At 68.6% G+C, this 25,036-nt stretch carries 31 protein-coding genes and 1 tRNA gene; 8 read left to right on the top strand and 24 right to left on the bottom strand.

Annotation, left to right across the window (positions count from 1 at the left end):
- The first annotated feature begins 25 nt into the window (after positions 1 to 25).
- The 3 genes from QM624_RS12360 to QM624_RS12350 all read left to right on the top strand — a co-directional run bounded on the left by QM624_RS12360 (position 26) and on the right by QM624_RS12350 (position 2,473).
- On the top strand, positions 26 to 460 hold the full coding sequence (locus tag QM624_RS12360) for a DUF1801 domain-containing protein (protein ID WP_415092211.1): 435 nt from the start codon (positions 26 to 28) through the stop codon (positions 458 to 460).
- 48 nt (positions 461 to 508) lie between these two features.
- Entirely contained in the window at positions 509 to 1,549 is a 1,041-nt protein-coding gene (mgrA, locus tag QM624_RS12355) for an L-glyceraldehyde 3-phosphate reductase (RefSeq protein ID WP_415092209.1), read from the top strand.
- A 78-nt stretch (positions 1,550 to 1,627) separates the two neighbouring features.
- Complete coding sequence (locus tag QM624_RS12350; RefSeq protein WP_415092207.1) at positions 1,628 to 2,473, top strand: 5'-nucleotidase, lipoprotein e(P4) family; 846 nt, start codon at positions 1,628 to 1,630, stop codon at positions 2,471 to 2,473.
- 184 nt (positions 2,474 to 2,657) lie between these two features.
- Here the strand turns inward: QM624_RS12350 and QM624_RS12345 are convergent, their stop codons facing one another.
- The 14 genes from QM624_RS12345 to QM624_RS12280 all read right to left on the bottom strand — a co-directional run bounded on the left by QM624_RS12345 (position 2,658) and on the right by QM624_RS12280 (position 12,948).
- The gene (locus QM624_RS12345; RefSeq protein ID WP_415092205.1) at positions 2,658 to 2,966 is read right to left on the bottom strand and encodes a hypothetical protein; all 309 of its coding nucleotides are present in this window, start codon (positions 2,964 to 2,966) and stop codon (positions 2,658 to 2,660) included.
- 102 nt (positions 2,967 to 3,068) lie between these two features.
- Positions 3,069 to 3,443: a DUF5615 family PIN-like protein gene (locus tag QM624_RS12340; protein WP_415092203.1), complete on the bottom strand. Its 375-nt coding sequence runs from the start codon at positions 3,441 to 3,443 to the stop codon at positions 3,069 to 3,071.
- A complete protein-coding gene (locus tag QM624_RS12335) occupies positions 3,440 to 3,667 on the bottom strand; it encodes a DUF433 domain-containing protein (protein WP_415092201.1) in 228 nt (75 codons plus the stop codon). Before QM624_RS12335 ends, QM624_RS12340 begins: the two co-directional genes overlap by 4 nt.
- A 38-nt stretch (positions 3,668 to 3,705) precedes the next feature.
- Positions 3,706 to 3,787 (bottom strand) — tRNA-Leu (locus QM624_RS12330).
- A 35-nt stretch (positions 3,788 to 3,822) separates the two neighbouring features.
- Positions 3,823 to 5,220: a DNA polymerase IV gene (locus tag QM624_RS12325; RefSeq protein WP_415092199.1), complete on the bottom strand. Its 1,398-nt coding sequence runs from the start codon at positions 5,218 to 5,220 to the stop codon at positions 3,823 to 3,825.
- 2 nt (positions 5,221 to 5,222) lie between these two features.
- Complete coding sequence (locus QM624_RS12320; protein ID WP_415092197.1) at positions 5,223 to 5,729, bottom strand: dihydrofolate reductase; 507 nt, start codon at positions 5,727 to 5,729, stop codon at positions 5,223 to 5,225.
- A 9-nt stretch (positions 5,730 to 5,738) separates the two neighbouring features.
- Positions 5,739 to 6,428: an esterase/lipase family protein gene (locus QM624_RS12315; protein WP_415092195.1), complete on the bottom strand. Its 690-nt coding sequence runs from the start codon at positions 6,426 to 6,428 to the stop codon at positions 5,739 to 5,741.
- Positions 6,425 to 7,243 (bottom strand): alpha/beta fold hydrolase, encoded by an 819-nt coding sequence (locus tag QM624_RS12310; protein ID WP_415092193.1) that lies wholly within the window; start codon positions 7,241 to 7,243, stop codon positions 6,425 to 6,427. Before QM624_RS12310 ends, QM624_RS12315 begins: the two co-directional genes overlap by 4 nt.
- 8 nt (positions 7,244 to 7,251) lie before the next feature.
- Positions 7,252 to 8,046 carry a thymidylate synthase gene (locus tag QM624_RS12305; protein ID WP_415092191.1) on the bottom strand — a complete coding sequence of 265 codons (795 nt, stop codon included), beginning with the start codon at positions 8,044 to 8,046 and terminating at the stop codon, positions 7,252 to 7,254.
- Between the two features lie 2 nt (positions 8,047 to 8,048).
- Positions 8,049 to 8,696 (bottom strand): RdgB/HAM1 family non-canonical purine NTP pyrophosphatase, encoded by a 648-nt coding sequence (rdgB, locus tag QM624_RS12300; protein WP_415092189.1) that lies wholly within the window; start codon positions 8,694 to 8,696, stop codon positions 8,049 to 8,051.
- Positions 8,693 to 9,418: a ribonuclease PH gene (gene rph / locus QM624_RS12295; protein WP_415092187.1), complete on the bottom strand. Its 726-nt coding sequence runs from the start codon at positions 9,416 to 9,418 to the stop codon at positions 8,693 to 8,695. The genes rdgB and rph overlap by 4 nt, the downstream gene beginning before the upstream one ends.
- 42 nt (positions 9,419 to 9,460) lie before the next feature.
- Positions 9,461 to 10,723, bottom strand: a complete 1,263-nt coding sequence (locus QM624_RS12290) for a hypothetical protein (protein ID WP_415092185.1) — start codon at positions 10,721 to 10,723, stop codon at positions 9,461 to 9,463.
- 159 nt (positions 10,724 to 10,882) lie between these two features.
- Positions 10,883 to 12,274 carry a sensor histidine kinase gene (locus QM624_RS12285; RefSeq protein WP_415092183.1) on the bottom strand — a complete coding sequence of 464 codons (1,392 nt, stop codon included), beginning with the start codon at positions 12,272 to 12,274 and terminating at the stop codon, positions 10,883 to 10,885.
- On the bottom strand, positions 12,271 to 12,948 hold the full coding sequence (locus QM624_RS12280) for a response regulator transcription factor (RefSeq protein ID WP_415092181.1): 678 nt from the start codon (positions 12,946 to 12,948) through the stop codon (positions 12,271 to 12,273). The genes QM624_RS12285 and QM624_RS12280 overlap by 4 nt, the downstream gene beginning before the upstream one ends.
- A 105-nt stretch (positions 12,949 to 13,053) precedes the next feature.
- Between QM624_RS12280 and QM624_RS12275 the strand changes: the two genes are divergently transcribed.
- The gene (locus tag QM624_RS12275; protein WP_415092179.1) at positions 13,054 to 14,763 is read left to right on the top strand and encodes a hypothetical protein; all 1,710 of its coding nucleotides are present in this window, start codon (positions 13,054 to 13,056) and stop codon (positions 14,761 to 14,763) included.
- A 26-nt stretch (positions 14,764 to 14,789) separates the two neighbouring features.
- Here the strand turns inward: QM624_RS12275 and QM624_RS12270 are convergent, their stop codons facing one another.
- Positions 14,790 to 15,260, bottom strand: coding sequence for an OsmC family protein (locus tag QM624_RS12270; protein WP_415092177.1), 471 nt, complete (start codon positions 15,258 to 15,260; stop codon positions 14,790 to 14,792).
- Between the two features lie 51 nt (positions 15,261 to 15,311).
- Between QM624_RS12270 and murI the strand changes: the two genes are divergently transcribed.
- Positions 15,312 to 16,106, top strand: a complete 795-nt coding sequence (gene murI / locus QM624_RS12265; protein ID WP_415092175.1) for a glutamate racemase — start codon at positions 15,312 to 15,314, stop codon at positions 16,104 to 16,106.
- 8 nt (positions 16,107 to 16,114) lie between these two features.
- Here murI and QM624_RS12260 read toward each other — a convergent pair whose 3' ends face one another.
- From QM624_RS12260 to clpS, 5 genes are all read right to left on the bottom strand, one after another.
- Positions 16,115 to 16,321, bottom strand: coding sequence for a hypothetical protein (locus QM624_RS12260; protein WP_415092173.1), 207 nt, complete (start codon positions 16,319 to 16,321; stop codon positions 16,115 to 16,117).
- Positions 16,318 to 18,246, bottom strand: coding sequence for a ferrous iron transport protein B (gene feoB / locus QM624_RS12255; protein ID WP_415092171.1), 1,929 nt, complete (start codon positions 18,244 to 18,246; stop codon positions 16,318 to 16,320). The genes QM624_RS12260 and feoB overlap by 4 nt, the downstream gene beginning before the upstream one ends.
- Positions 18,243 to 18,470 (bottom strand): FeoA domain-containing protein, encoded by a 228-nt coding sequence (locus QM624_RS12250; protein ID WP_415092169.1) that lies wholly within the window; start codon positions 18,468 to 18,470, stop codon positions 18,243 to 18,245. The genes feoB and QM624_RS12250 overlap by 4 nt, the downstream gene beginning before the upstream one ends.
- Positions 18,471 to 18,661: 191 nt before the next feature.
- Positions 18,662 to 19,222, bottom strand: a complete 561-nt coding sequence (locus tag QM624_RS12245) for a DUF2017 family protein (protein WP_415092167.1) — start codon at positions 19,220 to 19,222, stop codon at positions 18,662 to 18,664.
- Complete coding sequence (gene clpS / locus QM624_RS12240; protein ID WP_415092165.1) at positions 19,219 to 19,533, bottom strand: ATP-dependent Clp protease adapter ClpS; 315 nt, start codon at positions 19,531 to 19,533, stop codon at positions 19,219 to 19,221. Before clpS ends, QM624_RS12245 begins: the two co-directional genes overlap by 4 nt.
- Before the next feature lie 189 nt (positions 19,534 to 19,722).
- Between clpS and QM624_RS12235 the strand changes: the two genes are divergently transcribed.
- Positions 19,723 to 21,069, top strand: coding sequence for a nicotinate phosphoribosyltransferase (locus QM624_RS12235; protein WP_415092163.1), 1,347 nt, complete (start codon positions 19,723 to 19,725; stop codon positions 21,067 to 21,069).
- Entirely contained in the window at positions 21,066 to 21,623 is a 558-nt protein-coding gene (locus QM624_RS12230; RefSeq protein WP_415092161.1) for an isochorismatase family protein, read from the top strand. Before QM624_RS12235 ends, QM624_RS12230 begins: the two co-directional genes overlap by 4 nt.
- A gap of 5 nt (positions 21,624 to 21,628) precedes the next feature.
- Here QM624_RS12230 and hxlB read toward each other — a convergent pair whose 3' ends face one another.
- The 3 genes from hxlB to QM624_RS12215 form a co-directional block, all read right to left on the bottom strand.
- A complete protein-coding gene (gene hxlB / locus QM624_RS12225; RefSeq protein ID WP_415092159.1) occupies positions 21,629 to 22,189 on the bottom strand; it encodes a 6-phospho-3-hexuloisomerase in 561 nt (186 codons plus the stop codon).
- Entirely contained in the window at positions 22,186 to 22,875 is a 690-nt protein-coding gene (gene hxlA, locus QM624_RS12220) for a 3-hexulose-6-phosphate synthase (protein WP_415092157.1), read from the bottom strand. The genes hxlB and hxlA overlap by 4 nt, the downstream gene beginning before the upstream one ends.
- A 219-nt stretch (positions 22,876 to 23,094) precedes the next feature.
- Entirely contained in the window at positions 23,095 to 23,874 is a 780-nt protein-coding gene (locus QM624_RS12215) for a DeoR/GlpR family DNA-binding transcription regulator (protein WP_415092155.1), read from the bottom strand.
- Positions 23,875 to 23,989: 115 nt separating this feature from the next.
- Between QM624_RS12215 and QM624_RS12210 the strand changes: the two genes are divergently transcribed.
- Positions 23,990 to 24,268, top strand: coding sequence for a SelT/SelW/SelH family protein (locus QM624_RS12210; protein ID WP_415092153.1), 279 nt, complete (start codon positions 23,990 to 23,992; stop codon positions 24,266 to 24,268).
- A 122-nt stretch (positions 24,269 to 24,390) separates the two neighbouring features.
- On the opposite strand, the gene QM624_RS12205 is transcribed toward QM624_RS12210, so the two are convergent.
- Complete coding sequence (locus QM624_RS12205) at positions 24,391 to 25,014, bottom strand: YigZ family protein (RefSeq protein ID WP_415092151.1); 624 nt, start codon at positions 25,012 to 25,014, stop codon at positions 24,391 to 24,393.
- Positions 25,015 to 25,036: the final 22 nt, after the last annotated feature.

The following is a 25,036-nucleotide window of genomic DNA, read 5'->3' as shown; positions in this document are numbered from 1 at the left end:
CGGCGGGGCGGGTTAGGCTATGGGCATGGCAGCGGGCACCACGGCGCCCACCGGCGCCTCGGTCGACGACTTCGTCACGCAACTCGTCGACCCACAGCAGCGCGAGGATTGCCGGCGACTGATCGCCCTGATGAGCCGGATCAGCGGGCACCCACCGGTGATGTGGGGCCCCAGCATCATCGGTTTCGACACCTACCACTACCGCTACGAGAGTGGCCGCGAGGGTGACATGTGCACGCTCGGCTTCGCCCCGCGCAACCGTGATCTTGCCCTCTACTTCGTCAACGGCCTGTCGCTGTACGCGCACGAACTGGAGAACCTGGGCCCGCACCGGGCCGCCAAGACCTGCCTGTATCTGCGGCGCCTCGACGGCGTCGATCTCGACGTGCTGACCCGGATGCTGACCCACGCCTACGCCGATATCACCGCACGTCACGGACAGCTGGGACGCGCTGAGTAGGCCGCGTCACTAAGCCTCTAAGCTCGGTCGGGACCGAAAGGACCCACTATGCCCCTGCAGCCCGTGTTCGTTCCCGACGCCGACCGCTACGACGGCCGGATGCCCTATCGCCGCACCGGACGCAGCGGATTGCTGTTGCCGGCCATCTCGCTCGGCCTGTGGCACAACTTCGGCGACGACGTGCCGTTCGACCGGCAGCGGGCGATCCTGCGCCGGGCGTTCGATCTGGGCATCACCCACTTCGACCTGGCCAACAACTACGGGCCGCCCTACGGCTCGGCCGAGACCAACTTCGGCCGGCATCTGCGTGAGGACTTCGCCCGGCACCGCGACGAGCTGGTGATCTCGAGCAAGGCCGGCTGGGATTTCTGGCCCGGGCCCTACGGCGATTTCGGTTCGCGCAAGTACCTGCTGGGCTCGCTGGATGCCTCGCTGCAACGGATGGGGCTCGACTACGTCGACATCTTCTACCACCACCGTTTCGACCCGGACACCCCGCTGGAAGAGACCATGGGAGCGCTCGATTCGGCCGTGCGCTCGGGCAAGGCACGCTACGTCGGCATCTCGTCGTACTCCGGCACCCGGACGCGGGAGGCGATCGCCATTCTGCGCGACCTCGGCACTCCCCTGCTGATCCACCAGCCGTCGTACTCAATGCTGAACCGATGGGTCGAGGAGGATCTGCTCGACGTGCTCGGTGAGGAGGGTGTGGGCTGCATCGCGTTCTCGCCGCTGGCCCAGGGCATGCTCACCGACAAGTACCTCAACGGCATCCCGTCCGGATCGCGCGCCTCGCAGGGCAAGTCGCTGTCGCCGAACCTGCTGAGCGAGCAGAACCTGACCCACATCCGGGCGTTGAACGCGATGGCGCAGGAGCGCGGGCAGAGCTTGGCGCAACTCGCGCTGGCCTGGATCCTGCGGGATACCCGGGTCACCTCGGCGCTGATCGGGGCGTCCAGCGTGACGCAGCTGGAGAACAGCGTCGGTGCGGTCGCCAACCTGGACTTCAGCGAGGACGAACTGGACGCCATCGACGCCCACGCGGTCGAGGGCGGGATCAACCTGTGGAAAGGTCCGAGCCGGGCCTGACCAACTGTCACCTAGCGCTGCTAGCGTGCGACGCCTCAGCCCGGACCCCGCCGGGCATCTAGCGATCGAGGAGTCGCGATGAGTGATCTCAGACGACGGAGCCTGCTGACCGGTGTGGCCGGTGGCACCCTGGCGGCGATGGCGGCCGCCGCGCCACGGGCGAACGCCGCAGCGGGCGAGGTGCAGAACATCTTCAGCGCTGCCGTCGCCTGGCGCCAGACCGCGGCCGAGCGGGACATGCTGTACATCCAGGGCTTCAACCTGGCGAAGGCACGACTCGATGCGGCGCTGGCCCGCCGCCGTCCGCACGGTCATGGCCGGCGGCGCAAGAAGCTGGCCTTCATCTCCGACATCGACGACACGGTGCTCGACTCGAACAGCTACTGGGCACTCCTGCTGGCCGCCGGCAAGCAGGCGTTCGACGACCCGCTGTGGGACGAATGGGTGGCCGCCAACGGTCCGACTGCCACCCCCGGCGCCGTCGACTTCACCCACTACGCCAAGCGCCGCGGCGTCCAGATCTTCTACGTGTCCAGCCGCGACCAGGGCGACAACACGCAGAAGTACGGCCTCGCCAACCTCCGGCACGCCGGCCTGGCCTATGCCGACGACGCGCACGTGACGATTCTTCGCGACTCGTCGAACAAGGAGCCGGCGCAGCAGGCGATCGCGGCGAAGTACGACGTGATCGCCTACCTCGGCGACAACCTGAACGACTTCCGTCGGCGCTACTACGTGAACTCGGTCACCGAGCGGAAGAAGCTGGCCATGGAGGACGCCCGGCACTTCGGCAGCGACTACATCCTTTTCCCGAACAACACCGACGGGCACTGGCTGAAGGCCATCTTCGGCGACAGCGAGCCGCCGGACAGCCCCGAATACCGTCGCCGGATGCTGCTGGCAGCCCTGGGCAAGGTGAACTGAAAGTCCCGATGGCCACACGCTGACTTGATCAGACCGGAACTGGACGCCGGACGTGACACCGCAGCGTTCATTGCGTGCCACGTCCGGCGCCAGTGCGAAACGCCAGTTCTCGCTGGTCGAGCTTGTCGAGACCTTATGCGCGATCCGACCGGCTGGTTTTCCGAGCTCAACCACCATCGCCGCATCAGCTGACGCGCTCGACCGAGGTGAACACCACCAGATACCGCTCCAGGTTCTTGCGCGCCTTCGGCTTGAGCGCCAGATCTCGGTTGACGTCGCGGTTCATCGCATAGACGTCGACTCGATGGTGACCGCTGGCACCCGGACGGAACATGATGAGGGGTTCCTTGCCCTCTTCATTGGTGGCAAGTGGCTCGTCAATGTTGATGTGGGTCGATCCGCGTTCTTCCCAAGCAACGCTCGTGTCGGGTTGGTCTGCAACCTCGACGAGGACCGGGCCCAGGTGAACACCGGTCGCGATGGCGACCTGCACACACGGGCAACCTCACGCAGCCGGCCATATCTGCCATTGGTCAGCTATGGCAGTCTCGGCGACGACAATCCCTCAATCCCAGTTCCGTTCAGCCTCGATCAGTCAAGCTGGTGAGATCGGAAGGCGACGCACGCGGATCACGGTGTCCGTGACAACCAGGATCGCGCCCTCATTCAGGTCCTCTTCGAACGCAGGAAGGTTGATCGTGAGGAGATTGGCGATCGCATCGGAGGATAAATCTCCCGTCCGTCGCAACAACACGAACGAGGGCCTCGCGGTCTGACGCTTGGCGAGAATGGCACCGAAGTCGGTGTCAGCCGAGACGACGATCCTGTTCTCGGCAGCAGCGAAGTCCGCGATGTCCTCGTCCACCCACCGCTGCATGCCGAGCGTTCGAGTGTCAGCGACGTCGAAACCCGCAGCCGCCAAGAGCTCTGGCAAATACCGCGAGAGATTCTGGTCGATCAGGAGCCTCATGCACTCAGGAGCGGAACCTGGCGCTCATTCAGGGTCGCTGCGGCAAACTGCAAAGCCTGCTTGAGATCCTCGGCTTCGAGTTCGGGGAAATCGCTAAGAATCTGCTCGACCGTTCGGCCGTCCGCCACCATGTTGATGATCGTCGCGACCGGCATACGGAGGTCACGGATGATGGGAACGCCGCCCATCTTCCGCGGATCAACCTGGATTCGCTCGAACGTCATGGCCCGAGTCTACGGCTCCTCGCTCGGCGCGAGATAGGTGCCGGAGAAGGGACTTGAACCCTCACGCCCGAAGGCACAGGAACCTAAATCCTGCGTGTCTGCCAATTTCACCACTCCGGCGGCAGGGCTCAGTGTAGGGCCCCGGCCGGCGGCGCTCAGTCGGCGACCGGGTGCAGGGCGGGGTCGTCGACAGCGAAGGTGCGGACGGGGCCCGGCCCGGTTTGAGCCGTCTCGAAGCGGACGGTGACCCGGCCGAGGCCGGCACCCCAGACCCAGCCGGGGCCGTGCTCGTCGTGGACGACATCGGCGCCGGCACGGTAGGCGGTTGCCCGCTGGTTGCGCTCGTGCGTGGAAGACGTCTCGACAAGCTCGACCGGCGGCATTGGAGGCTCGTCCGGAGATCCCGGCGTTCGCCGGGATGACGGTGATGCGGCGGGAGACGAGGCGGTTGGATGGGTCTCGACCAGCTCGACCGACGGGCCGGACGTCTCGAAGAGTGCTTCCTGGGCGACCTCGGTGAGGCCTGCGACGCCGACGCCGAACAGGCGGAGGCCGCGGGGGACGTCCACGCCGTCCAGGAGTGTGCGGGCGATGGTCGCGATCACCTCGGGGTCGTCGGTGGCTCCTTCCAGAGTGCGCGAGCGGGAAAGCGTGGTGAAGTCCGGGTAGCGGGCCTTGATGGTGATGGTGCGGGCGAACAGGTGCGCCGCCGACAATCGTCGGGCGACGGTGCCGGCGTCGCGGGTGGCGATGGCGTCCAACCGGGCACGGTCGGTGACGTCGGTTTCGAAGGTGTCCTCCACCGAGATCGACTTGGTCTCCCGGTCGGGCTCCACCGGGCGGTCGTCGCGGGCGAAGGCGAGCGCACCGATCCACTCCCCCTGTGCCCGGCCCAGTTCGCGGGTCAGCTCGCGCTGCGACAGTCGTTGCAGGTCGGCAACGGTGCCGACCCCGAGCCGGGCCAGCTTCTCCATGGTGACCGGGCCCACCCCGGGGATCGCCCGGGCCGGCAGCGGGGCGATGGTCTCCACCTCGGTGCCGGGAGCGATCAGCCGGACGCCGTCCGGCTTGGCCAGTTCGCTGGCGACCTTGGCGATGAACTTCGACGATCCGATACCGACGGACGCGGTCAGCCCGCCGGTCTCGTCAGTGAGCCGAGCTCGCAACTGCGCGACCTCGGCCAGCACCGCCTCCGGTTCCAGCGACCTGTCCCCCACCGCCAGGTCGACGAACGCCTCGTCCAGGCTGAGCGGCTCGACCAGCGGCGACAGTTCTCGCAGTAGTCCCATCACGATTCCGGACGCCTGCCGGTAGGCGCCGAACCGGCCGAACAGGAAGGCCGCGTGCGGACAGCGGCGCCGGGCCTCGTGCGTCGGCATCGCCGAATGCACGCCGAACACGCGCGCCTCATAGGAGGCCGTGGCGACCACCCCGCGCTGGCCGATGCCGCCGACGATCACCGGCTTGCCGCGCAGCGACGGCTTGTCCCGCTGCTCAACGGCGGCGAAAAAGGCGTCCAGATCAAGATGCAGGACGGAGGCGGTGGGGCGCACGCCTACCCGGCAGTCCGCGGTTCGGCACGCCGCAGGTAGCGGACGAAGGCGAAGCCGTCGCGCGGCTCGCGGCTGACCTCCTGCCATTCGCCGGGATCGACCTCCGGGAAGAACACGGTGCCCTCGGCCGCCGCGTCCACCTCGGTCAGGTCGAGCTCGGTGAGTACCGGCCAGGCCTGGCGATAGATGGTGCCGCCGCCCGCGACGTAGATCTCGTCGTCCAGCGAGCGGGCCAGCTCGAGCGCCTCGTCCAGCGAGGCCACCGCGTGGCCGACGGCACGCCCGTCGGTGGGCAGTTCGATGCGAGCCGGCTCTCTGGTCACCACGATGGTGGTGCGTCCTCGCAGCCAGCGTCCGATCGCGTCATGCGTGCCTCGTCCCATGATCATCGGGTGGCCGTGGGTAACCCGCTTGTAGCGCGCCCAGTCCTCGGCGATCTCGAACGGCTGGCGTTCGCCGTCCCCGATGACGCCGTTGGAGCCGACGATCGCGATGCCAATGATCCGCACGCGCTGAGCTTATCGAGCCAACTCGTGCACCAAGTCATGGATCACCCGATGCACCTCGGCATCCCGCAGCGGCCGGAAATGACCGGCCGCCTCCAGGGTCACGTTGCGGGCTCCTTCGAGCCGGCTGCCCTCGGGAATCACCTGATCATGGGTGGGTTGCAGCGAGATGATCCGGGCGTTCACCTCGAGCTGGGCCGACAGTTCGGTGATCGCCGCGCCGCGTGGTGCGAACACGCCCAGCGGCGTCCGGCCGAAGATCGGCCAGGACAGCGACGAGCCGCCGAAGGGTGTGCTGAGCGCCACCATGCCGAGGATCCGTTCGGCGCAGGACGGGTCCAGCATGGCCAGCTTGCCGATCAGACCACCCTTGGAGTGGGCGACCAGGATCACCTTCGACAACTGGTGGGCTTCCAGATAGTCGGCGACGATCCGCTCGGCGGCCGGCAGCGGCGAACCGTTGGCGCCCAGCGCCGCGATCAGATGCACCGGATGGCCGGCGGCGTTCAGCGACCGGGCCAGCGGCACCAGGTAGGGCCAACGCTCCCAGATGCCCGGCAACAGCACGATCGGGGTGTGGTGATCGGGGTCGGGACCGGGCTCACGGAAGGCGTCCGGGCTGCCGGAGCGGCTGAACGCCCGCAGCCACCAACCGACCCCGTAGGCCCAGTCCAGCAGACCGCCGAGCCGGCGCCGGATCATGCGGTGCCGACGCCGGCGAGGTCGAGCAGTTCGTCGGCCACCTCCCGATAGCTGTCGTGGACGACGCCGTGCGCTGCGCCCGGAATGGTGACAACCCGGCTGCCCGGCACCGCGGACGCCAGCAGCTCACGCCAGGCCGGCGGGCTGATCAGGTCATGCTCGCCGCTGGCCAGCAGCAGCCTCGCCTTCGCCAGCGGCAGCCGCTTGTCGATCGGGTACGAGATCACTTTCGGCACGGTGTCGCCGATCCAGCGCAGTCCGGCCCGGGCATAGGCGGCGGCTGCTGTGATCGTGTTGCCCGGCGGTTCGTACATCGACGCCTGCAGGAAGCGCCGGATCACCTGCAGCAGGTTCCGCTCGGCGCTCACCACTACCGGGCCGACCAGCATCGAGGCGCTGCTGTAGGACGGGTACTGGGCCAGGATCTCGGCCACCACCTGGGCACCCATCGAATGCCCGACCAGCAGCGGATCGTCGACGTCGAGGTCGTCCAGCGCCCGCTTCACCACATCGGCGAAGTCGACGATCGACATCCGGTGCCGCGGTTTCGGCAGATCGTGGAAGCCCGGCAGATCGAACAGCAGCACCCGTCCGTAGGGCGACAGCTGGTGCGCCAGCGGCAGGAAGAACCGCGACGAAACCCCTAGTCCATGCACCAATGCGAAGGTGGGAACGTCGGACGCCTCGGCCAGCTCGGGCCGCATCGTCCATTCCTCGTAGACCCGGACGCGGGCGTCACCGTACTGGAACTCGTGCACGGTGAGGCGATCCAGGTCGGACTTCCTCCGGCCCAGCAGGAACCGTCGCCGCGCCATCGTGCTTCCTAGACCGCGATCGGAGCCTTGATGCCCGGATGCGGGTGATAGTCGAGCACCTCGATGTCGTCCAGGGTGAACGCGTCGATCGCGGTCACCTCCGGGTTGAGCCGCAGCGTCGGCAACGGACGCGGTTCGCGGCTCAGCTGCAGATCGGCCTGTTCGAGGTGGTTCAGGTACAGGTGGGCATCGCCGAAGGTGTGCACGAAATCGCCGACCTCGAGCCCGGTGACCTGGGCGACCATGTGGGTGAGCAGCGCATACGAGGCGATGTTGAACGGCACCCCGAGGAAGAGGTCGGCCGAGCGCTGGTAGAGCTGGCAGGAGAGCCGTCCGTCGGCGACGTAGAACTGGAACAGCGCGTGGCACGGCGGCAGCGCCATGGTGTCGATGTCGGCGACGTTCCAGGCCGAGACGATGTGCCGGCGGGAATCCGGGTTGGTCTTGATCGCCTCGATCACCTGGGCGAGCTGGTCAATGTGCCGGCCGTCCGGGGTGGGCCAGGAGCGCCACTGGTGGCCGTAGACCGGGCCCAGGTCACCGTTGGCGTCGGCCCATTCGTCCCAGATGGTGATGCCGTTGGCGTGCAGCCAGGCCAGGTTGGTGTCGCCGCGCAGGAACCACAGCAGCTCACCGAACACCGACCGGGTGTGCACCCGTTTCGTGGTCAGCAGCGGAAAACCCTCACGCAGATCGAAGCGCAGCTGGTGGCCGAACATGCTGCGGGTTCCGGTACCGGTGCGGTCGCCCTTGGTCACTCCGGTGTCGCGCACCAGCCGAAGCAGATCCAGATACTGCTGCACCGCTAACCCTCTTCCCGCTCAGCCGGCCCTTCGCCGACCCGTCCCGCGTCGACCAGCCCCTCGCCGACCAACCATTGCAGCATGGCCCGGACGGCCTGGCCGCGATGGCTGATCGCGTCCTTCTCGGCCGGCGACAACTCCGCATTGGTGCGGGTGTGTCCCTCGGCTACGAAGATCGGATCGTAACCGAAGCCGTTGCCGCCGCGGGGCTGCGACACCAGGGTGCCCTCCATCGCGGCCCGGACGACGTGCTCGGTGCCGGCGGCGTCCACGAAGGCCACCGCGCAGACGAACCGAGCGGTGCGTTCCGCCGGATCGGTGTCGGCGAGTTGGGCGATCAGCAGGTCGAGGTTGGCCTGATCGGTGGCACCCTTGCCCGCCCAGCGGGCCGACCGGACGCCGGGCATGCCGTTGAGCAGGTCGACCGCGATACCGGAGTCGTCGGCCAGCGCCGGCAAACCGGTGGCGGCCACGCAGGCCCGCGCCTTGAGCAGCGCGTTGCCCTCGAAGGTGCGCTCCGTCTCAGCCGGCTCGGGGTAGCTCGCCACCTCGTCCAGACCGAGCACGTCGAGGGCCAGGCCCTGCTCGGCGACCACCCGGCGCAGTTCGGTGAGCTTCTTGGCGTTGTGCGTAGCCAGAACGATCTTCATGCGGTCAGTGCCGCCTGCTGCAGCCGGGTGAGCTCGGCGGTGCCGGCGACACCCAGGTCGAGCAGGGTGTCCAGCATGGCGCGATCGAAGGGCATGCCCTCGGCGGTGCCCTGCACCTCGATGAAGGCGCCGTCGCCGGTGGTCACCACGTTCAGGTCGACCTCGGCGGCCGAATCCTCGACGTAGGCCAGGTCGAGCAGGGCGGTGTCGCCGACCACGCCCACCGACACCGCGGCCACCGATCCGGTCAGCGGCTCGCCGGCCAGCGCATTCCGCTCCCGCAGCCACGCGACAGCGTCGGCGAGCGCCACGTAGGCGCCGGTGATCGCGGCGGTACGGGTGCCGCCGTCGGCCTGCAGCACGTCGCAGTCGAGCACGATGGTGTTCTCGCCGAGCGCCTTGTAGTCGATCACCGCCCGCAGCGAGCGTCCGATCAGCCGGGAGATCTCATGGGTGCGGCCACCGATCCGGCCCTTCACCGATTCTCGGTCGCTGCGGGTGTTGGTGGCCCGCGGCAGCATCGCGTATTCGCTGGTCACCCAGCCCAGGCCGGAGCCCTTGCGCCAGCGCGGCACGCCCTGGGTGACGGACGCCGCCACCAGCACCCGCGTCCGGCCGAACTCGACCAGCACCGACCCCTCGGCGTGATCGAGCCAGTTGCGGGTGATGGTGACCGGACGCAGCTGGTCGGCCGCGCGTCCGTCGGTGCGGGTGTAAGTCATGGCACCATCCCATCCGCACGCCGGACCGGTGTCAAAAGAGCCCTACGACTTGTGGTCGATGGCGGTCACAGTGTCGCGGAATCCGGTGATCGCAGTATCGATCCCGGCGACCGAGGGCGAGGTGGCACGGACGGCGGTCAGCAGTTCGTCGATCGCGCCGTCCAGGTCGTGCCAGTCACCGGGTGAGGCCGGCTTGATCGCCGCTTCCTTGCTGTCCCAGGCCACCTCGAGGTCCTTGGCGCGGGAGGTGACGGTCGCGAAGTCGCCGGCTTTGAGCTTGGCGTGCATGTCGTTGACGATCGCCACGAACGGGCGCAGGTCACCCAGCGGTGAGGTGGCGTCGGTCTCGATCGTGGCCGCACCGGACGACGAGGTCACCACCACGCCCGGCACCGGAGTCGCCCTCGAACTGTCCGCGGTGAACGAGGTGAGCACCACCGAGGCGAGCACCACTCCGAGCGCGCCGCCGGCGGCCCAGGCGTAGTCACGGCGCGGATGGACGGCCGACGCCTCACCCTTGGCGAGCACGCCGTGCCGATTCACGTTCACCTGTTCGCGGGCGACCAGCACCACGATCACCGCCAGGAAGAGCAGGCTGGTCAGGCCGGCGCCCAGCCCCACCCCGCCATAGCTCGGGTCCTGGGTGAGCAGATCTCCCAGCGAGGCGCCCAGCGGACGGGTCAGCACGTAGGCGATCCAGAAGGCGGTCACCCCGTTCATTCCGAACCGGTTCAGCACCCAGACCAGCAGGATCAGGCCCGCGAACACCAGCGACCCGGTACGGAAGCCCAGCGACAGTGCTTCGTTAGCGAGGTCACCACCGGCGGTACCCAGCGCGAACGTCACCAGGATCGCCGCCCAGTAGAAGCGCTCCCGCTTCGGGGTGTCGATCGCGGTGATCGCCAGGGTGTGCTCCTGCTGCCACCAGACCACGAAGACCAACGCCAGCAGCACCGCGAACACGGCGGTGCTCAGGTACAGGCTGACGCCCAGCTGGTCGGTGAAGAGGTCGGTGATCTGGGTGCCGACGATGCTGACCTCGACGACGGTCAGCCAGTACAGCCAGGGCACGTACTGCCGGGCGCGCAGTTGAGCGATCAGCGTGACGGCCAGCACCAGCAGCATCGCCAGGTCGGTGACTGCGGTGCCGAGTCCGACCTGGACGGCGAGAAAGTCGGCGAAGGTCTCACCGATGGTGGTGGAGAGGATCTTGATCAGCCAGAAGGTGGCGGTGACCACCGGAACCTTGTTCAGGAAGCGCTCAGTGCTCCCTACGGACGGTAGCGCCGTCGTGCTCGCAGCCATGGGAATCGCCTTTCGTCGGGGACTGTGCGCTAGGACGCTAAGAGGCGGCGATGAAACCCAGATGAAGGAATCAGGACCGCTTCAGCAGAGCCGCTGGTTGAGCTTGTCGAAACCCGGTCGCCATGGGTCTCGACAAGCTCGACCGACGAGAACGAACCGCTACGCCCGCGGGTCGCGGCTGAGCCGGACGGTGAACGTCGAGCCGGCACCGGGTTCGCTCTCCACCTCGATATCGCCGCCATGGCTGCGGGCGATCTCTCGGCAGATGGCCAGGCCGAGGCCGGTGCCTGAGGTGGTGCGGGACTCCTCGGCCCGGTAGAAGCGGTCGAAGACATGCGGCAGGTGTTCGGCGGCGATGCCGTCGCCGGTGTCGGTGACGGCGACCGTCACCTCGTCGGGCAGTCCCTGCACGGTGACCGCGATGCTGCCGGTCGGGGTGTGTTTGATGGCGTTGTCGAGCAGGTTCACCAGCAGCCGGATCAGCGCGTCGGTGTCGCCGACCACGCTGGTGTCCCCGTCGGTGAGGCAGCTCAGCCGCACCCGATCCGGGTCGGTGAGCGGCCGCAGGCTGTCCACCACGTCGGGGACCAGTTCGGCCAGGTCGACCGGCTCCCACAACGGCTCGGACGCCTCGGCGCGGGCCAGTCGCAGCAGGTCGTCGGTGAGTGCGCGCAGCTTGTCGGTCTCCTCGGACAGGTCGGTCAGCGCCGCCTCGTACTCGGCGGGGGTGCGGCGCTGCTCGGCGATCACGCTGAGGATCGACTGCATCGCGGCCAGCGGGGTGCGCAGCTCATGCGCGGCGTCGTTGCTGAACCGGCGTTCCCGCTGGAAGGCCTCGTCGAGGCGTCCGAGCATCTCGTCGAAGGTGCCCGCCAGCCGGCCCACCTCATCGCGCGAGGGCGGCAGGCCGAGCCGATCGGTGAGGTCGTGCGCCGAGATCCGGCGGGCGGTGGCGACGATGTGGTCGATCGGCCGCAGCGCCCGTCCGGCCAGGTAGTAGCCGCCGACGCCGGCCGCCGCGACGATGATCGGCGAGCCGAGCAGCAGGCTGAGCAGCAACCGTTCGCGCAGCGCGTCGATGCTGCGCACGCTCTGGGCGATCTGGACGACGGCCTCCACCTTGCCGTTGATCAGCATCGGCTGGGTCAGCACCCGCACCGAGCCGGTGCCCTCGGGATCAGGTCGGGTCTGCAGGTCGGAGCGGCCGGCCAGCGCCGCGTGAAGATCGGCGGGCTCCAGGGTCAGGCTCGCGTAGGGGCCCAGCGACTGCAGCACCGCCCCGGAGGTGCTGAAGATCTGGATGCTCAGCCCCTGGGAGCGCAGCTGGTCGGTCAGCCCGGTGTCCAGCGTCACCGGATCATCGTTGACCTGGAATTTGCCGTCGTCGATGTCGGCGGTGGCGATCAGTTGGGTGGCACCGAGCCGCAGTGAGTCGTCCAGGTTGGACGACAGCCAGTGCGAGACCGAGAAGTAGACGAACGCCCCGAAGGCGCCGAGGGTGGCCAGCATCATCAGGCAGATCCACAACGCGAACCGGGCCCGCAGCGTCACGGGCCCGCTCCCCGCTCGGTCAGCCGGTAGCCGGCGCCGCGAACGGTCTGCAGCAGCTTGCGCGGGTGGGGGTCGTCGACCTTGCGGCGCAGGTTGCGAATGTAGACGTCGACCACGTTCGACTCGTGGTGAACGTCGTAGTTCCAGACGTGCTCGGCGATCGCCTCGCGGGTGAGCACCCGCTCCGGTTCCCGCAGGAAGCACTCCAGGACGGCGTACTCCTTCGAGGTGAGGGTGATCTCGTCACCGGCCCGGGTGACCCGGCGGGTGGTGGTGTCCATGGTCAGATCGGCGAGCGTCAGCAGCGGTGAGCCGTCGCCGCCGTCGGAACGGCGGGTGAGGGCGCGCATCCTGGCCAGCAGTTCCTTCAGCGAGAACGGTTTGACCAGATAGTCGTCAGCACCGGCGTCCAAACCCGCGACCCGCTCATCGACCGCGCCCCGAGCGGTCAGCATCAGGATCGGCACCCGGGACCCTTGGCGCCGCAGCTCCCGGCACACCACCAGGCCGTTGGGAGGCGGTAACAGGATGTCGAGCAGGATCATGTCGTAAGGGGTCGAGCCGGCCCAGTAGAGCGCGTCCTGCCCGCTGTGGACGACGTCGACCGCATAGCCGTGTTCTTCGAGGCCACGTTTCACGTAGGCGGCGATCCTGCGTTCGTCCTCGACGATCAAGACGCGAATGTCGATTCCTCCTGTTCGCGTCGAGGGTAGTCGCGGCACATGAAAGCCAGATGAAGCGGGCTGGGTTCTGTGAGCCGGCTGTCGAGACTGGGGAGTGTGACCGTCGATACGAACTCCGGCGCCCTGACCTCCGGGCCGATGGCGCGTGTGGTGGCAGCGCGGCCGGCGGCGTCGGTTCGGACGGCGTCCCGGGCGTCCGCTTCAACCTGGCTGGACCGGTCCGCGGCCGGCCGCTGGATCGCTCTGGGGCTGGGCGCGGTGGCCGCTGTCGTGACCACCTGGGGAATCGCGACGCCGTGGCCGTGGAGCGACGAGGGTGCCACCTATCTGGCGCTGCAGCGCGGATGGACGGACCTGGCAGTGCTATGGCAGGGCCCGGATGCCCCGATGGTGCCCTACTACTACCTGGCGAAGGCGTGGGCGGTGGTGCTGGGGTCGTTCTGGCCGACGCTGTCGACGGTGGTCGCGGTGCGGTTGCTGTCCGCGGCGGCCGGGGTGGCCACCGTCGTGGTGCTGTACGCGCTGGTGGCACGCAACACCGGCCGGTTCGCGGGGGTGCTGGCCGGGTTGGTGCTGCTCAGCCTGCCGGGCTCCGTCCGATACGCCCAGGAGGCCCGGCCGTACGCCCTGCTCGCCCTGGCTGCGACCGTCAGCTGGCTGGCGAGCGACCTGCGGCTACGTCCGGGACGGGTGGCGCTCGGCTTCCGCAGCCTGGTTCCCGCGTCAGGATCGACAGGTGGCGGCGCAGCCACGGGGCATGCGCTGAGCCTGGTGGCCGTCGGGGCGATCCATACCTTCGGGGTGTTTCAGTGGCCGGCGCAGCTGCTCGCCTGGCTGGTCGCGCCGGGTGAGCTGCGGTTGCGGCTGCGTCGGACCGTCTCGATCGTGCTGACGCTGGTGGCGGCGACGGTGCTGGCCGGCGCACAGCTGGCCATGTCGGTGACCCACGGGACTGGTTCGCCCGGACTGGGTGCGCATCGGCTGGTGACACCGGTGACGATCGCCGAACAACTGCTGCGCGCGATCTCGATGACCTACGCGCTGCCGGTGTCGACGGTCGTGGTGATCCTGGCGCTGGTGGGGCTGTGCAGCCGTCCGGGCGGACGCCGTGAGCTGCCGGTCAGCCTGGCGATCTGGCTGGTGGTGCCGCTGGCTCTCGCACTCGCGGTGGGCGCGGTGCGGACGAACCTGTTCCGGCTGCGCTACTGGGTCGCCTTCCTACCGCCGCTGGCCGCTCTGGCCGCGCTCGGCATCGTCGCTGTCGCGGGTCTGGTCGTCCGGCTGGTGTGGCGGGCCCGCGCTGCCGATGCAGCTTCCTGGTCGGGGGGTGCGCGGGTCACGGTGGGCGTCGCCGCCCTGGTGCTGCTCGCCGTCCAGGTCGCCACGGTGTTGCCGGCACAGCGCTTCGTCCGCTCGGCGAGCGGGCATTCGGAGAATCTGTCCGGCGTGTTCACCGCGATCGCAGACGCCCGAGCCGAGCATCCCGGTGTGCGGGTGGTGATCACCAAGGGCAATGCGAACGGCATGATCGGCGCCGCTGACCCTGCGGTGATGGCGAACAACCCGCTGAGCCGGATCGATCCGTCGGCGCACATCGTGTACAGCACCGTGCCGTCGGCCCAGGCCGTCCGGGCGTCGCTGGCGGGTGACCGGTATCTGCTGTGGATCCGTAGGGGTGACGTGAGCGCCGCCGGGGCCGCCCGGCAGGTGCCGGCTGCTCTCGCCGACCTGCACCCGACGATTCTGCATGCGACGTCGGCCGGGAAGGGGTGGACGGCGGTCCTGATGGAGCTGCCGCCTCGCTGATCGAGCTCGTCCTGGTTTAGACAAGCTCAACCGGCGGCAGTCACCACCGGTTCGACGCGGACTTCGAAGTTCACCGAGTTGGCGATAAAGCACCATTCGTGCGCATCGTGGTGGGCGGCGATCGCCTCGTCCACCATGGACACCTCCCGCACCGTGACCTGCGGGCGCAGCACGGCCTCTCGAAAGGCGCCGCCGTTGCCCTGCACCTCCATCACCGCGGACGCCTCGTCGACATAGTCGGTGACCACCACTCCCCTGGTGACGCAGGCGTGCAGGTAGGACAGCAGATGGCATTGCGACAGCGCGGCGAGCAGCAGGTCCTCCGGATTCCACCGCGTCGGGTCGCCCCGGAACGGCCGGTCGGCCGAACCCAGCAGCACCGGTTTGCCGTCGACCTCGACGGTGACCGCACGGTCGTAGTCGCGGTACCCGGTCGTCCCCCCACCGAGGTTGCCGGTCCAGGTGGTTGTCAGCCGGTAGCGATGCTCGCTGGTCATGACACCCAGCCTGGCACGAGGCGCGGTATCCGCCCACTAGAGTCGGACGCCGTGAGCAGTGACGGCGCCATCGGCATCTTCGACTCCGGGTTCGGCGGTCTCACCGTCGCCCGCTCGGTGGTCGACCAGATGCCGAACGAGGATGTCATCTACCTCGGTGACACCGCGCGTGCCCCCTACGGCACCAAGAGCCTGCCCGAGGTGCGCGAGTACGCCCTGGAATGCCTCGACCGGCTGGTCGACCACGACGTGAAAGCCCTGGTCATCGCCTGCAATTCGGCCTCTTCGGCGGTGCTGCGGGACGCCCGCGAGCGGTACAGCGTGCCGGTGGTGGACGTCGTGCTGCCGGCCGCGCGCCGCGCCGTCCGGGTCAGCCGGAACGGACGGATCGGTGTCATCTGCACCTCCGCGACCGCCTATTCCCGCTCGTACGACGACGCCCTGGCCGCGGTGCCCGACGTGGAGTTGTTCACCTCGCCGTGCCCGCTGTTCGTGGACTTCGTCGAGGCCGGGGTCACCGGCGGACCCGACCTGGAAGCCATCGCCCACGACTATCTGGAGCCGTTGCGGCTGGCCGAGATCGACACCCTGATCCTGGGCTGCACGCACTATCCGCTGCTGACCGGCGTGATCAACTATGTGCTCGGCGACACCGTCACCCTGGTCTCCTCCGCCGAGGAATGCGCCAAGGCGACCTGGACGACGCTGAACGAACTCGGCCTGCTCAACCACGTTCCCCGCGAGGCCAGCCGGCGGTTCCTGACCACCGGCAACCCGGAGAAGTTCCAGGGCATCGGCAGCCGCCTGATGGGCGGCTTCGTCACCGACGTGCTGGGTGTCTGGTAGGCGCTCCCCTATCGTCGGCGGGCGCAGCCCTGCACGGCGCAGCCACCGCAGCCGGACGCCGGGCAGCCGGTGACCAGCGGGCACTCCTGGACCAGCCCGGCACGCACCAGGTGATCGGCCGCAGCCCGCACCACGTCGGCCCGCAAGCCGGTGCGCCGGCGGACCTCGACCAGCGACTCGGCGCCGTCGGTCAGGGCGTCCAGGACGGCGGTCACCACCACAGACTCCCCACCTGGAAGACCAGCACGGCCAGGCTCCACGCCACGGCCAGCTGCAGCGCGATGCCGAACAGCGTCCAGCGGCCGCCGATCTCGCGCCACTGCGCGGCCAGGGTGGCGACACAGGGCGTGTAGGCCATCAGGAAGACCATGAAGGCCAGCGCCGCCGGAATCGGATGACCGTGGGACGACTCGGTGAAGTCGGCCATGATCCGCTGCCCCAGCGAGCCCGGATCGCTGCCCTCTTCGGGCTCGTCGAGCGCGTAGGTCTGCGCCCAGGACGAGATCACCGCCTCCTTGGCGACGAAGCCGACCACCAGCGCCGAGGTGGTCTGCCATTGCGCGAACCCGGCCGGCGCGAACGCCGGTGTGATCGCCTGGGCGGCCACCCCGTACACCGAGTCCTCCACCTCGACCTCGCCGAACGCCGCGTTGCCGTGGGCCGGCACCGACTGCAGCAGCCACACCGCGCAGACGGTGATCACGATGATCCCGGACGCGGTGCGCAGGAAGCCGGCCAGCCGCGTCCAGGCGACCGTGGCGGTGAGCCGCAACGTCGGCAGCTGATAGGGCGGCAGGTCGATGACCAGCGGTTCGGCGCCCATGGTGCGCCACAGGGTGCGGCGCAGCACCAGTCCGACGCCGATCACCAGCAGGATCGACGCCACGTACATGGCGAACACCACGGTTCCGGCCCATTGCCCGAAGAACACTGTGCCGAGCAGCACGAACACGGTCAGCCGGGCGGTGCACGAGGTGAACGGCACCAGCAGCACGGTCAGCAGCCGCTGCCGGCTGTCGCCGAGAATCCGGGTGGCGCTGATCGCCGGCACGTTGCAGCCGAAGCCGACCACCAGCGGCAGGAACGCCTTGCCGGGCAGGCCGATGGCCCGCATCAGCCGGTCGGTGACCACCGCGGCCCGGGCCAGGTAGCCGGAGTCCTCCAGCAGCGCCAGCAGCACGAACATCAGCGCCATCAGCGGCACGAAGGTGAGCACCATGCCGACGCCGGCGATCAGGCCGTCGACGACCAGGCCCTCGACCCAGCTGCCGGTCAGCCCTACCGCGGCGAAACCGGCGAGCGCGGCGTCGGTGACCGGGCCCGAGAACAGGGTGTCGAAGAAGTCCTGCAGCGGTGCGGCCACCGTCGTGGTGACCTGGAACACCAGCCACATCACGCCCAGGAACAGCAACGGGCCGAGCACCGGCGCGGTCGCGACACGGTCGATCCGATCGGACAGCGAGACCCGCTCCTGGCCTGGTTCGAGCACGCTGGTCTCCACGGCTGTGGAGACCCAGTCGAAGCGCTCGTCCGCCTTCTCCAGGTCGTCACCACAGCACGGGTGGCGACGGGCCTTCGGTCCGGGTGCGTTCAGGGCTTCGGTGACTGCTTCCCGAAGTCCGCCCAGCCCCTCGCGGCGGCGCGGATCGAGCCCGACGACCGGGCAGCCCAGCGCGCCGGAGAGCGCGTCGGTGTCGATCGCGATGCCCTGGCGCTTCGCGACATCCAGCATGGTGAGTGCGACGATCACCCGCTGCGGCTGCTCGCGGACCTCGCTGACCAGGTACAGGCTGCGGGCCAGATGGGCGGCGTCGGCGACCACGATCACCAGATCCGGCCGGTCGTTCGGATCGGAGATCAGCAGATCGCGGGTGAGTTGCTCGTCCGGTGACAGCGGAGCGAGCGAGTAGGCACCGGGCAGGTCGATCAGGGTGTGGCCGTGCCAGGCGCCGCGGGCCACCTCGACCGTGGTGCCGGGCCAGTTGCCGACCGTGGTGCGGGCACCGGTGAGCGCGTTGAACAGCGTCGACTTGCCCGAGTTCGGCGCACCGATCAGGGCGACGACGGCGGCGTCCGGGCCGGCTGAGGTGTTGGCGACGGCGCAATGACAGGTGGTCACGGCCGGCCGGACGGCGGTCATCGGGCCACCTCCGCCCGGACGCCGCGCAACAGTGCTGCGCCGAGCGCCACCCGGGAGCCGGCGACGGCGACGATCCGGCCGCCGCCGGTGCTGGACCTGATCACCGAGAATGCGGCACCCGGGCGGAGCCCGAGCCGTCCGAGCCGCCAGGCGTGCTCAGTGGGAACCACGGCGAGGGTGAGAGGGGTGGCCAGCGGTGCCTCCGCCAGCGAGATGACGTCCATGCGAACTCGTCCATTCGATGGGTCGAGTGATCGGTCCGGTGAGCTGGTCACCGGTGCTGGTCCGGGCCTCGACATCGTCCAGGTCAGCTATGCCTACCCTAAGAAAAGGCTGCTGATCCGGTGGGAGAACCGGGAGCACTCCCGCCGTCCGGTCTCACCGGTTTCACATCGTGGACAGGCTTCGAGGGCCCCTAGTGGAGGGCGTCGACCAGGCCGTCCAGGAAGCCGGCCAGCCACTCGTACATGCCGTAGAGAACGCCACGCGGCTCGTCCGGATCGAGGCGTTCGAGTTCGTCGATGTCCTCGGCGGTCCGGATACCCAGCCGCACCGACAGCGCGAGCCGGATCGCGGTGATCGTCTTCAGCCAGGCGTCCGCGTCGATCGCCCGGACGACCACCGCCTCGCGTCCGCCGTTGCTCTCCAGGAGCGCATCCAGCACGAGCTGGGCCTGCTCGATCTTGGTCCGCCGCTGAGCGTTCTGGGTGAACCGCCGGAACTCCTGTTCGGCCTTGTCATCGTCACGATAGGCGGGCGGGAAGAGGCGCGCGATGACCGGGTCGGAGTGGTCCAGATCGTCCGAGGCGGCCATGTCGGCCTCCCACTGCGCGAACGGATCGTCACCGGTGTCGTGGTCGTCGTCGCCCTCGAGCAGCCCGATCAGCTGCTCGACCATCGATTCGAGGACGGCCTCCTCGTAGTCGGCGAGATCGACCAGCAGCACCTGCCGTCCGGAGTGTTTGAACCGGCTCATTCGGCACGCTCCAGCGTGGCCCACAGCCCGTAGGCGTGCATCGCGTTGACGTCGGCCTCCATCGCCTCACGCGACCCCGACGACACCACCGTCTTGCCCTCGTTGTGCACCTGCAGCATCAGCTTGGTTGCCTTCGACTTCGAATAGCCGAAATAGGTCATGAAGACGTGCGTCACGTAACTCATCAGGTTGACCGGGTCGTCCCAGACGATCGTGACCCACGAAGTCAGCTCGATCGGGGTCTCCTGCGGACGCTCGGCCAGCACTGTGCCGCCCTCGGGCACAGCAGGCTGAGTGGTCGCGAACACCATGTCGGCATTCTGTCAGACGCCCCCGGGTCGGCCACCGCCCGCCACCGCTGGCCGAGCCTGTCGAGACCCTCCCCCCACCTCGTCATCCCGGGCTCCGACCCGGGATCTCCGCCCGGCACCCGAACCGACGAGTCCGCGCCAACTGAGCCACCCGTTTCAGGCTCACCGGCAGCAGTTACTCTGACGCCCATGCTGAATTCCACGGCGCTGCTCACCGACCACTACGAGCTGACGATGGTCCGTGCGGCGATGCGCTCGGGCGCCGCTTTCCGGCGCTCGGTCTTCGAACTCTTTCCGCGTCGGCTGCCGACCGGCCGGCGCTACGGTGTCGTCGCCGGCGTGGGCCGCGCGCTCGAATCGGTCGAGGCGTTCACCTTCGACGACGCCACCGTCTCGTTCCTGCTCGACCAGAAGATCGTCGACCAGCCACTGGCCGAATGGCTCTCCAGCTACCGGTTCACCGGCTCCATCTGGGGCTACCCCGAGGGTGAGATCTACTTCCCCGGCTCGCCGCTGATGATCGTCGAGGGCTCTTTCGCCGAAGCGGTGATTCTCGAAACGGTGCTGCTCAGCATCTACAACTACGACTCGGCGGTCGCGTCCGCGGCGTCGCGGATGACCGCGATGGCCGGCGACCGGCCGTGCATCGAGATGGGTTCCCGGCGGACCAACGAGATCGCCGCCGTCGCGGCGGCCCGCGCCGCCTACGTGGCCGGATTCTCGGCCACCTCCAACCTGGAAGCCGGACGCCGCTACGGCGTCCCGACCAGGGGGACGGCGGCGCACAGCTTCACCCTGCTGCACGGCTCGGAGCGGGAGGCGTTCGCCGCCCAGATCGAGTCCCTCGGCGAGGACACCACCCTGCTGGTCGACACCTACGACATCGAAGCGGCGGTGCGCACCGGCATCGAGCTGACCAACGGACGGCTCGGCGCGATCCGGCTCGACTCCGGCGATCTGGCTGAGCTCGCCACCCAGGTGCGGCAACTGCTCGACTCGCTGGGCGCCACCCACACCCGGATCCTGGTCACCTCCGACCTCGACGAGTGGCAGATCGCCGCGCTGCGCGGCGCCCCGGTGGACGGCTTCGGGGTCGGCACCTCACTGGTCACCGGCTCCGGCGCGCCCACCTGCGGATTCGTCTACAAGCTGGTCGCCCGGGCCGACACCGACGAGCCGGACGCCCCGCTGCTGCCGGTGGCGAAGAAGAGCGTGAACAAGACCAGCATCGGCGGCCGCAAATTCGCGCTGCGCCGGCTGGACGCCCGCGGCAAGGCGGAGGCCGAGGTGATCGGCATCGGTTCGGCGCCCGAGAGCGACGGCAACGACCGGCCGCTGCTGGTCCAGCTGATCCGCGACGGCGAGATCGTCGGCGACGAGCCGCTGTCGGTGGGACAGGAACGGCATGTGCGCTCGCGCGCCGAGCTGCCGTTGGCGGCTTTGAAGATGTCCAAGGGTGAGGCGGCCATCCCGACCCTGATGCTGGACGCCGACGGGCATGTCACCGACAACCCGTACGCGAGGAGCGAGGCATGAGCCGGGTGCTGATCGTCGTCGACGTCCAGAACGACTTCTGCGAGGGCGGCTCTTTGGCGGTGGCCGGTGGTGCCGCTACGGCGTCCGCGATCTCGGAGCTGCTGACCGGTGACGCCGGGTATGACCTGGTGGTGGCGACCCGCGATCACCACATCGACCCGGGCCCGCATTTCTCCGACCACCCCGACTATGTCGACTCGTGGCCGCCGCATTGCGTGGCCGGAACCCCCGGTGCCGAGTTCCACCCGAACCTGACCTGGCACGGCTTCGATGCGGTGTTCGACAAGGGTGAATACGCCGCCGCCTATTCGGGCTTCGAGGGCAAGGACTCTTCCGGTGACGGGCTGGGCGACTGGTTGACCGCGCACGACGCGTCCGAGGTGGACGTCTGCGGCATCGCCACCGACTACTGCGTCCGCGCCACCGCACTGGATTCGGCGCGGGCCGGCTTCCCGACCCGGGTGCTGCTCGACCTGACCGCCGCGGTCGCCCCCGGCAACGTCCCGGACGTGGTGACCGAGCTGCGCGCCGCCGGCGTCCGGGTCGATCGGTAAGTCCTTTACTCCAGGTCGGCGTGCCGAGGAAACATCGTGTCGGTGGTCTCGGCCAGCCGCTGCATCAGTTCAAGGATGATCGCGTCGTAGCAGAGGAACGAGATCTGCTCGAAGGCGGAACCCATCGGCTGAACGGACGTGACCTGCGCCGCACCCTGCAGCTTGGGTGAGACGCCGGGAAGCACGACCACGGCGTCGGCGAGTTGGCCGAGCGTCGAGTTGGCGTCCATGGTGATCAGACCGATGGTGACACTGTTGCGCTGCGCCTTGCGGGCCAGCGCGACCAGGCTCTCGGTCTCGCCGGAGCCTGACCCGATGATCAGCAGGTCACCGGGATGGCTGTGCGGGCTGGCGATGTCCCCGACGAGCGAGACGGACTTGCCCAGATGCATCAGCCGGTTGGCGAAGCCGCGGACGGCCACCCCGGAACGACCGGCGCCGGCGAGGAAGATGTGGCGGGCCCGGACGATCTCATCGACGAGCGCCTGAAGGTCGTCCTCTTCGATGTGGCGCTGGTTCGAGGAAAGCTCGGCCAGGATGATCGCTAGATTCTCAGTGACGCTCATCGGACGTTCCCACTGATGCTGTCGAACGACGTTGAGCCGGTGACCTCAGGCATGGTGCCCCGTCCGGCGAGTTCTGAGAGGGTGCGCGCGGCTGCCACCGGATCCGGTGCGCCGGCGATTCCCGCGCCGACCACCGCGATGTCGCAGCCCTGCGCCAAGTACTGCCCCACCGTGCTCTCGTTGATGCCGCCGGCCACCGAGATCACCGATCGCGTGCTGGCGGCCTTGACCCGGAGGAACTCGGCGAACGGTGTCACCCCTTGTGCCTGCCGATCGACGCCGGTGTGGACGGCGATCAAATCGACGCCGAGGTCTTCGAGTACGCGGGTGCGTTCGGCCACGTCCGGTACGCAGATCAGGTCCACGAAGACCCCGCCTCCCTTGGCCGCCGCCGCTTCAAGGCAGGCCTTGATAGTGATGTCGTCGGTCACGCCCAGCACGGTGCAGTAGTCGGCGCCGGCGTCGAAAGCCAGGGCTGCCTCGTACGCGCCGGCGTCCATGATCTTGGTGTCGGCGAGGATCGTGTGATTCGGCAGCACTTCACGGATGGCCCGCACCGCGTGCATGCCCTCGGCGATGACCACCGGTGTGCCGATCTCGATGATGTCGACGTAGTCCGCCACCCGTTCGCACAAGCTGACGGCGTCCGCCAGCCCCAGGTCATCGATCGCGAGCTGGATCTTCAATGACTCGTTCCCTTCCATCGTTCGCCGGCGGACAGGCTGGACAGCTCGGCGTAGCACCCACTACAACAGTGGGATAACCTGCGATTCGCCAAATTCTGATTGCGATTACCAGCGATATAGAGACCGTAGCACGATTGACACCACGATGCTTGCAGTTCAGTCCCGATAGAAGTGCGAACGATTGCGATCCTTGCGTCGCGTCCCGGACGCGGTTGGGATCTAGCTGGCCGCGGATTCAGCGACGATGACGCGGGTCTGCTGACCGATCGTCGTCACCTCGTCCGAGGGCATACGGGAGTCCGTCACCAGTGCGTAGACATCGGGCCAGCTGCAGAACTGGAACAGACCCCGGTATCCGAACTTGCTGTGATCGCCGAGAACCACCGTCGAGGTGCTGGACTGCACCACCGCGGACTTGAACTGGATCTCCTCGTAGGAAGCCGTCGACGGCCCGGCCAGACCCTCGAAACCATCGGTCCCCAGGAAGGCGAGATCGACCCGGATGCTGCGAACCGCATCAACGGCCCATGCACCTGCGGCGGCCATGCTCGAGGGGCGCAGCGCGCCGCCCAAACAGAACACCTTGTTGTCCGTCGGACCCAGCAGGCTCATGATCGGCACCGAATTGGTGAAAACGGTGAGGCCCTCCCGCTCGGCAACGAGCTGCGCCAACGCGTAGTTGGTGCTGCCCGCATCGATCAGCACGATCGCCTCATCGGGAATCAGTTCGTACGCGGCACGCGCGATCTCTTTCTTCGCCTCCGGGTTCTCGGTGCCCTTGACGGCGGTGGGGCGTTCGAGCAGTTCGCCGGCAGGAATCGCTCCCCCATGGCTCTTCAAGGCAAGGCCCTGCGCCTCGAGGAAGATCAGATCCTTGCGGATGGTCTCGGTCGACACTCCATAGGTGCGCGCCATCTCGCCCACGGCAACCGCGCCCTGCTCGGCGAGACGCCTGGCCAGAAGCTGACGGCGCTCGGCGGCCAACTTCTTACCAGGCATGCGGGTTCCTTCGCGTTGACTAGGACCGTAAGGCTACTGCTCGGCACCGCCCTGGTCGGTATCCACTGCTGAGCACCGTCCTCCACCGGTCGGGCGGGCAGAGGACAATGGCCGGGTGCCCAAGCCCATCGTCACCATTCGCTATTGCATCGACTGCCGATGGCTGCTGCGCGCTCAGTGGTATCAGGGCGAGCTGTTGCAGACCTTCGCCGACGATCTGGACGGGGTGATGCTGATCCCGTCCCTCGGCGGCATGTTCCGGGTCGCCGTCGACGAGGTGACGGTGTGGAACCGCAAGACCGAGGGCGGTTTCCCCGAGATCGCCGAGTTGAAGCGCCGCGTCCGTGACCTGGTGGCGCCGGAGCGCTCACTCGGCCACACCGACCGCGCCTGAGTGCGGACGGATTCTCGAACATCCGGGGACGGTTCTTCGACGTGCGAATCTCGAACGCGAGAGAACCGTCCCCCGGCGTGCGAATTTCGAACGTGAAAGAACCGTCCCCGGGCGTTCGAAGGTCAGGCGAGCCAGCGGGTGCCGGCCTCGACCGGACGGCCCTGGCCGCCGGTCAGCTCGGCGATCGCGGACGTCACCGCCGCGCGCTCCGCAGGCGGAACAGCCAGCACCAGGGTCGCCTGTGCACCGTGCCGGACGTCAGCCACCTGGACGCCGCGGTCACGCAGGGCCGCCTCGACCCGGCCGGCGATCGCATAGTCCACGCCGAGCTCCAGCATGTCGGCCAGCCGGTAGCGGACCAGTTCGGCCGCATCGGACGCCGCGGCGACGGCGTCCGAGTAGGCCCGGACCAGGCCACCCGCGCCCAGCAGGGTGCCGCCGAACCAGCGGGTGACGACGGCCACCACATCACGCAGTTCGCGTCCGCGGAGCACCTCGAGCATCGGCGCACCCGCGGTTCCCGCCGGTTCGCCGTCGTCGCTGCTGCGCTCGACGGCGCCGTCCGGGCCGAGGATGAACGCCGAGCAGTGATGGCCGGCGGTGTGGTGCTGTTTGCGGATCGACTCGATCACCGCCCGAGCCGCCGCCTCGTCGGACACCGGCTCCAGATGGGCCAGGAAGCGGGAGCGTCGATCCTCGATCTCGGCCTCGACCGGCCCGGCGATGCTCAGATACTCCTCGATCACAGCAGCACCTTGCCACGCTCGA

Source organism: Micropruina sp. (assembly GCF_047606365.1).
GTDB lineage: Bacteria > Actinomycetota > Actinomycetes > Propionibacteriales > Propionibacteriaceae > Micropruina.
Note: the sequence above shows the minus strand (reverse complement) of the source record. Positions and strands in the feature narration are given on the sequence as shown.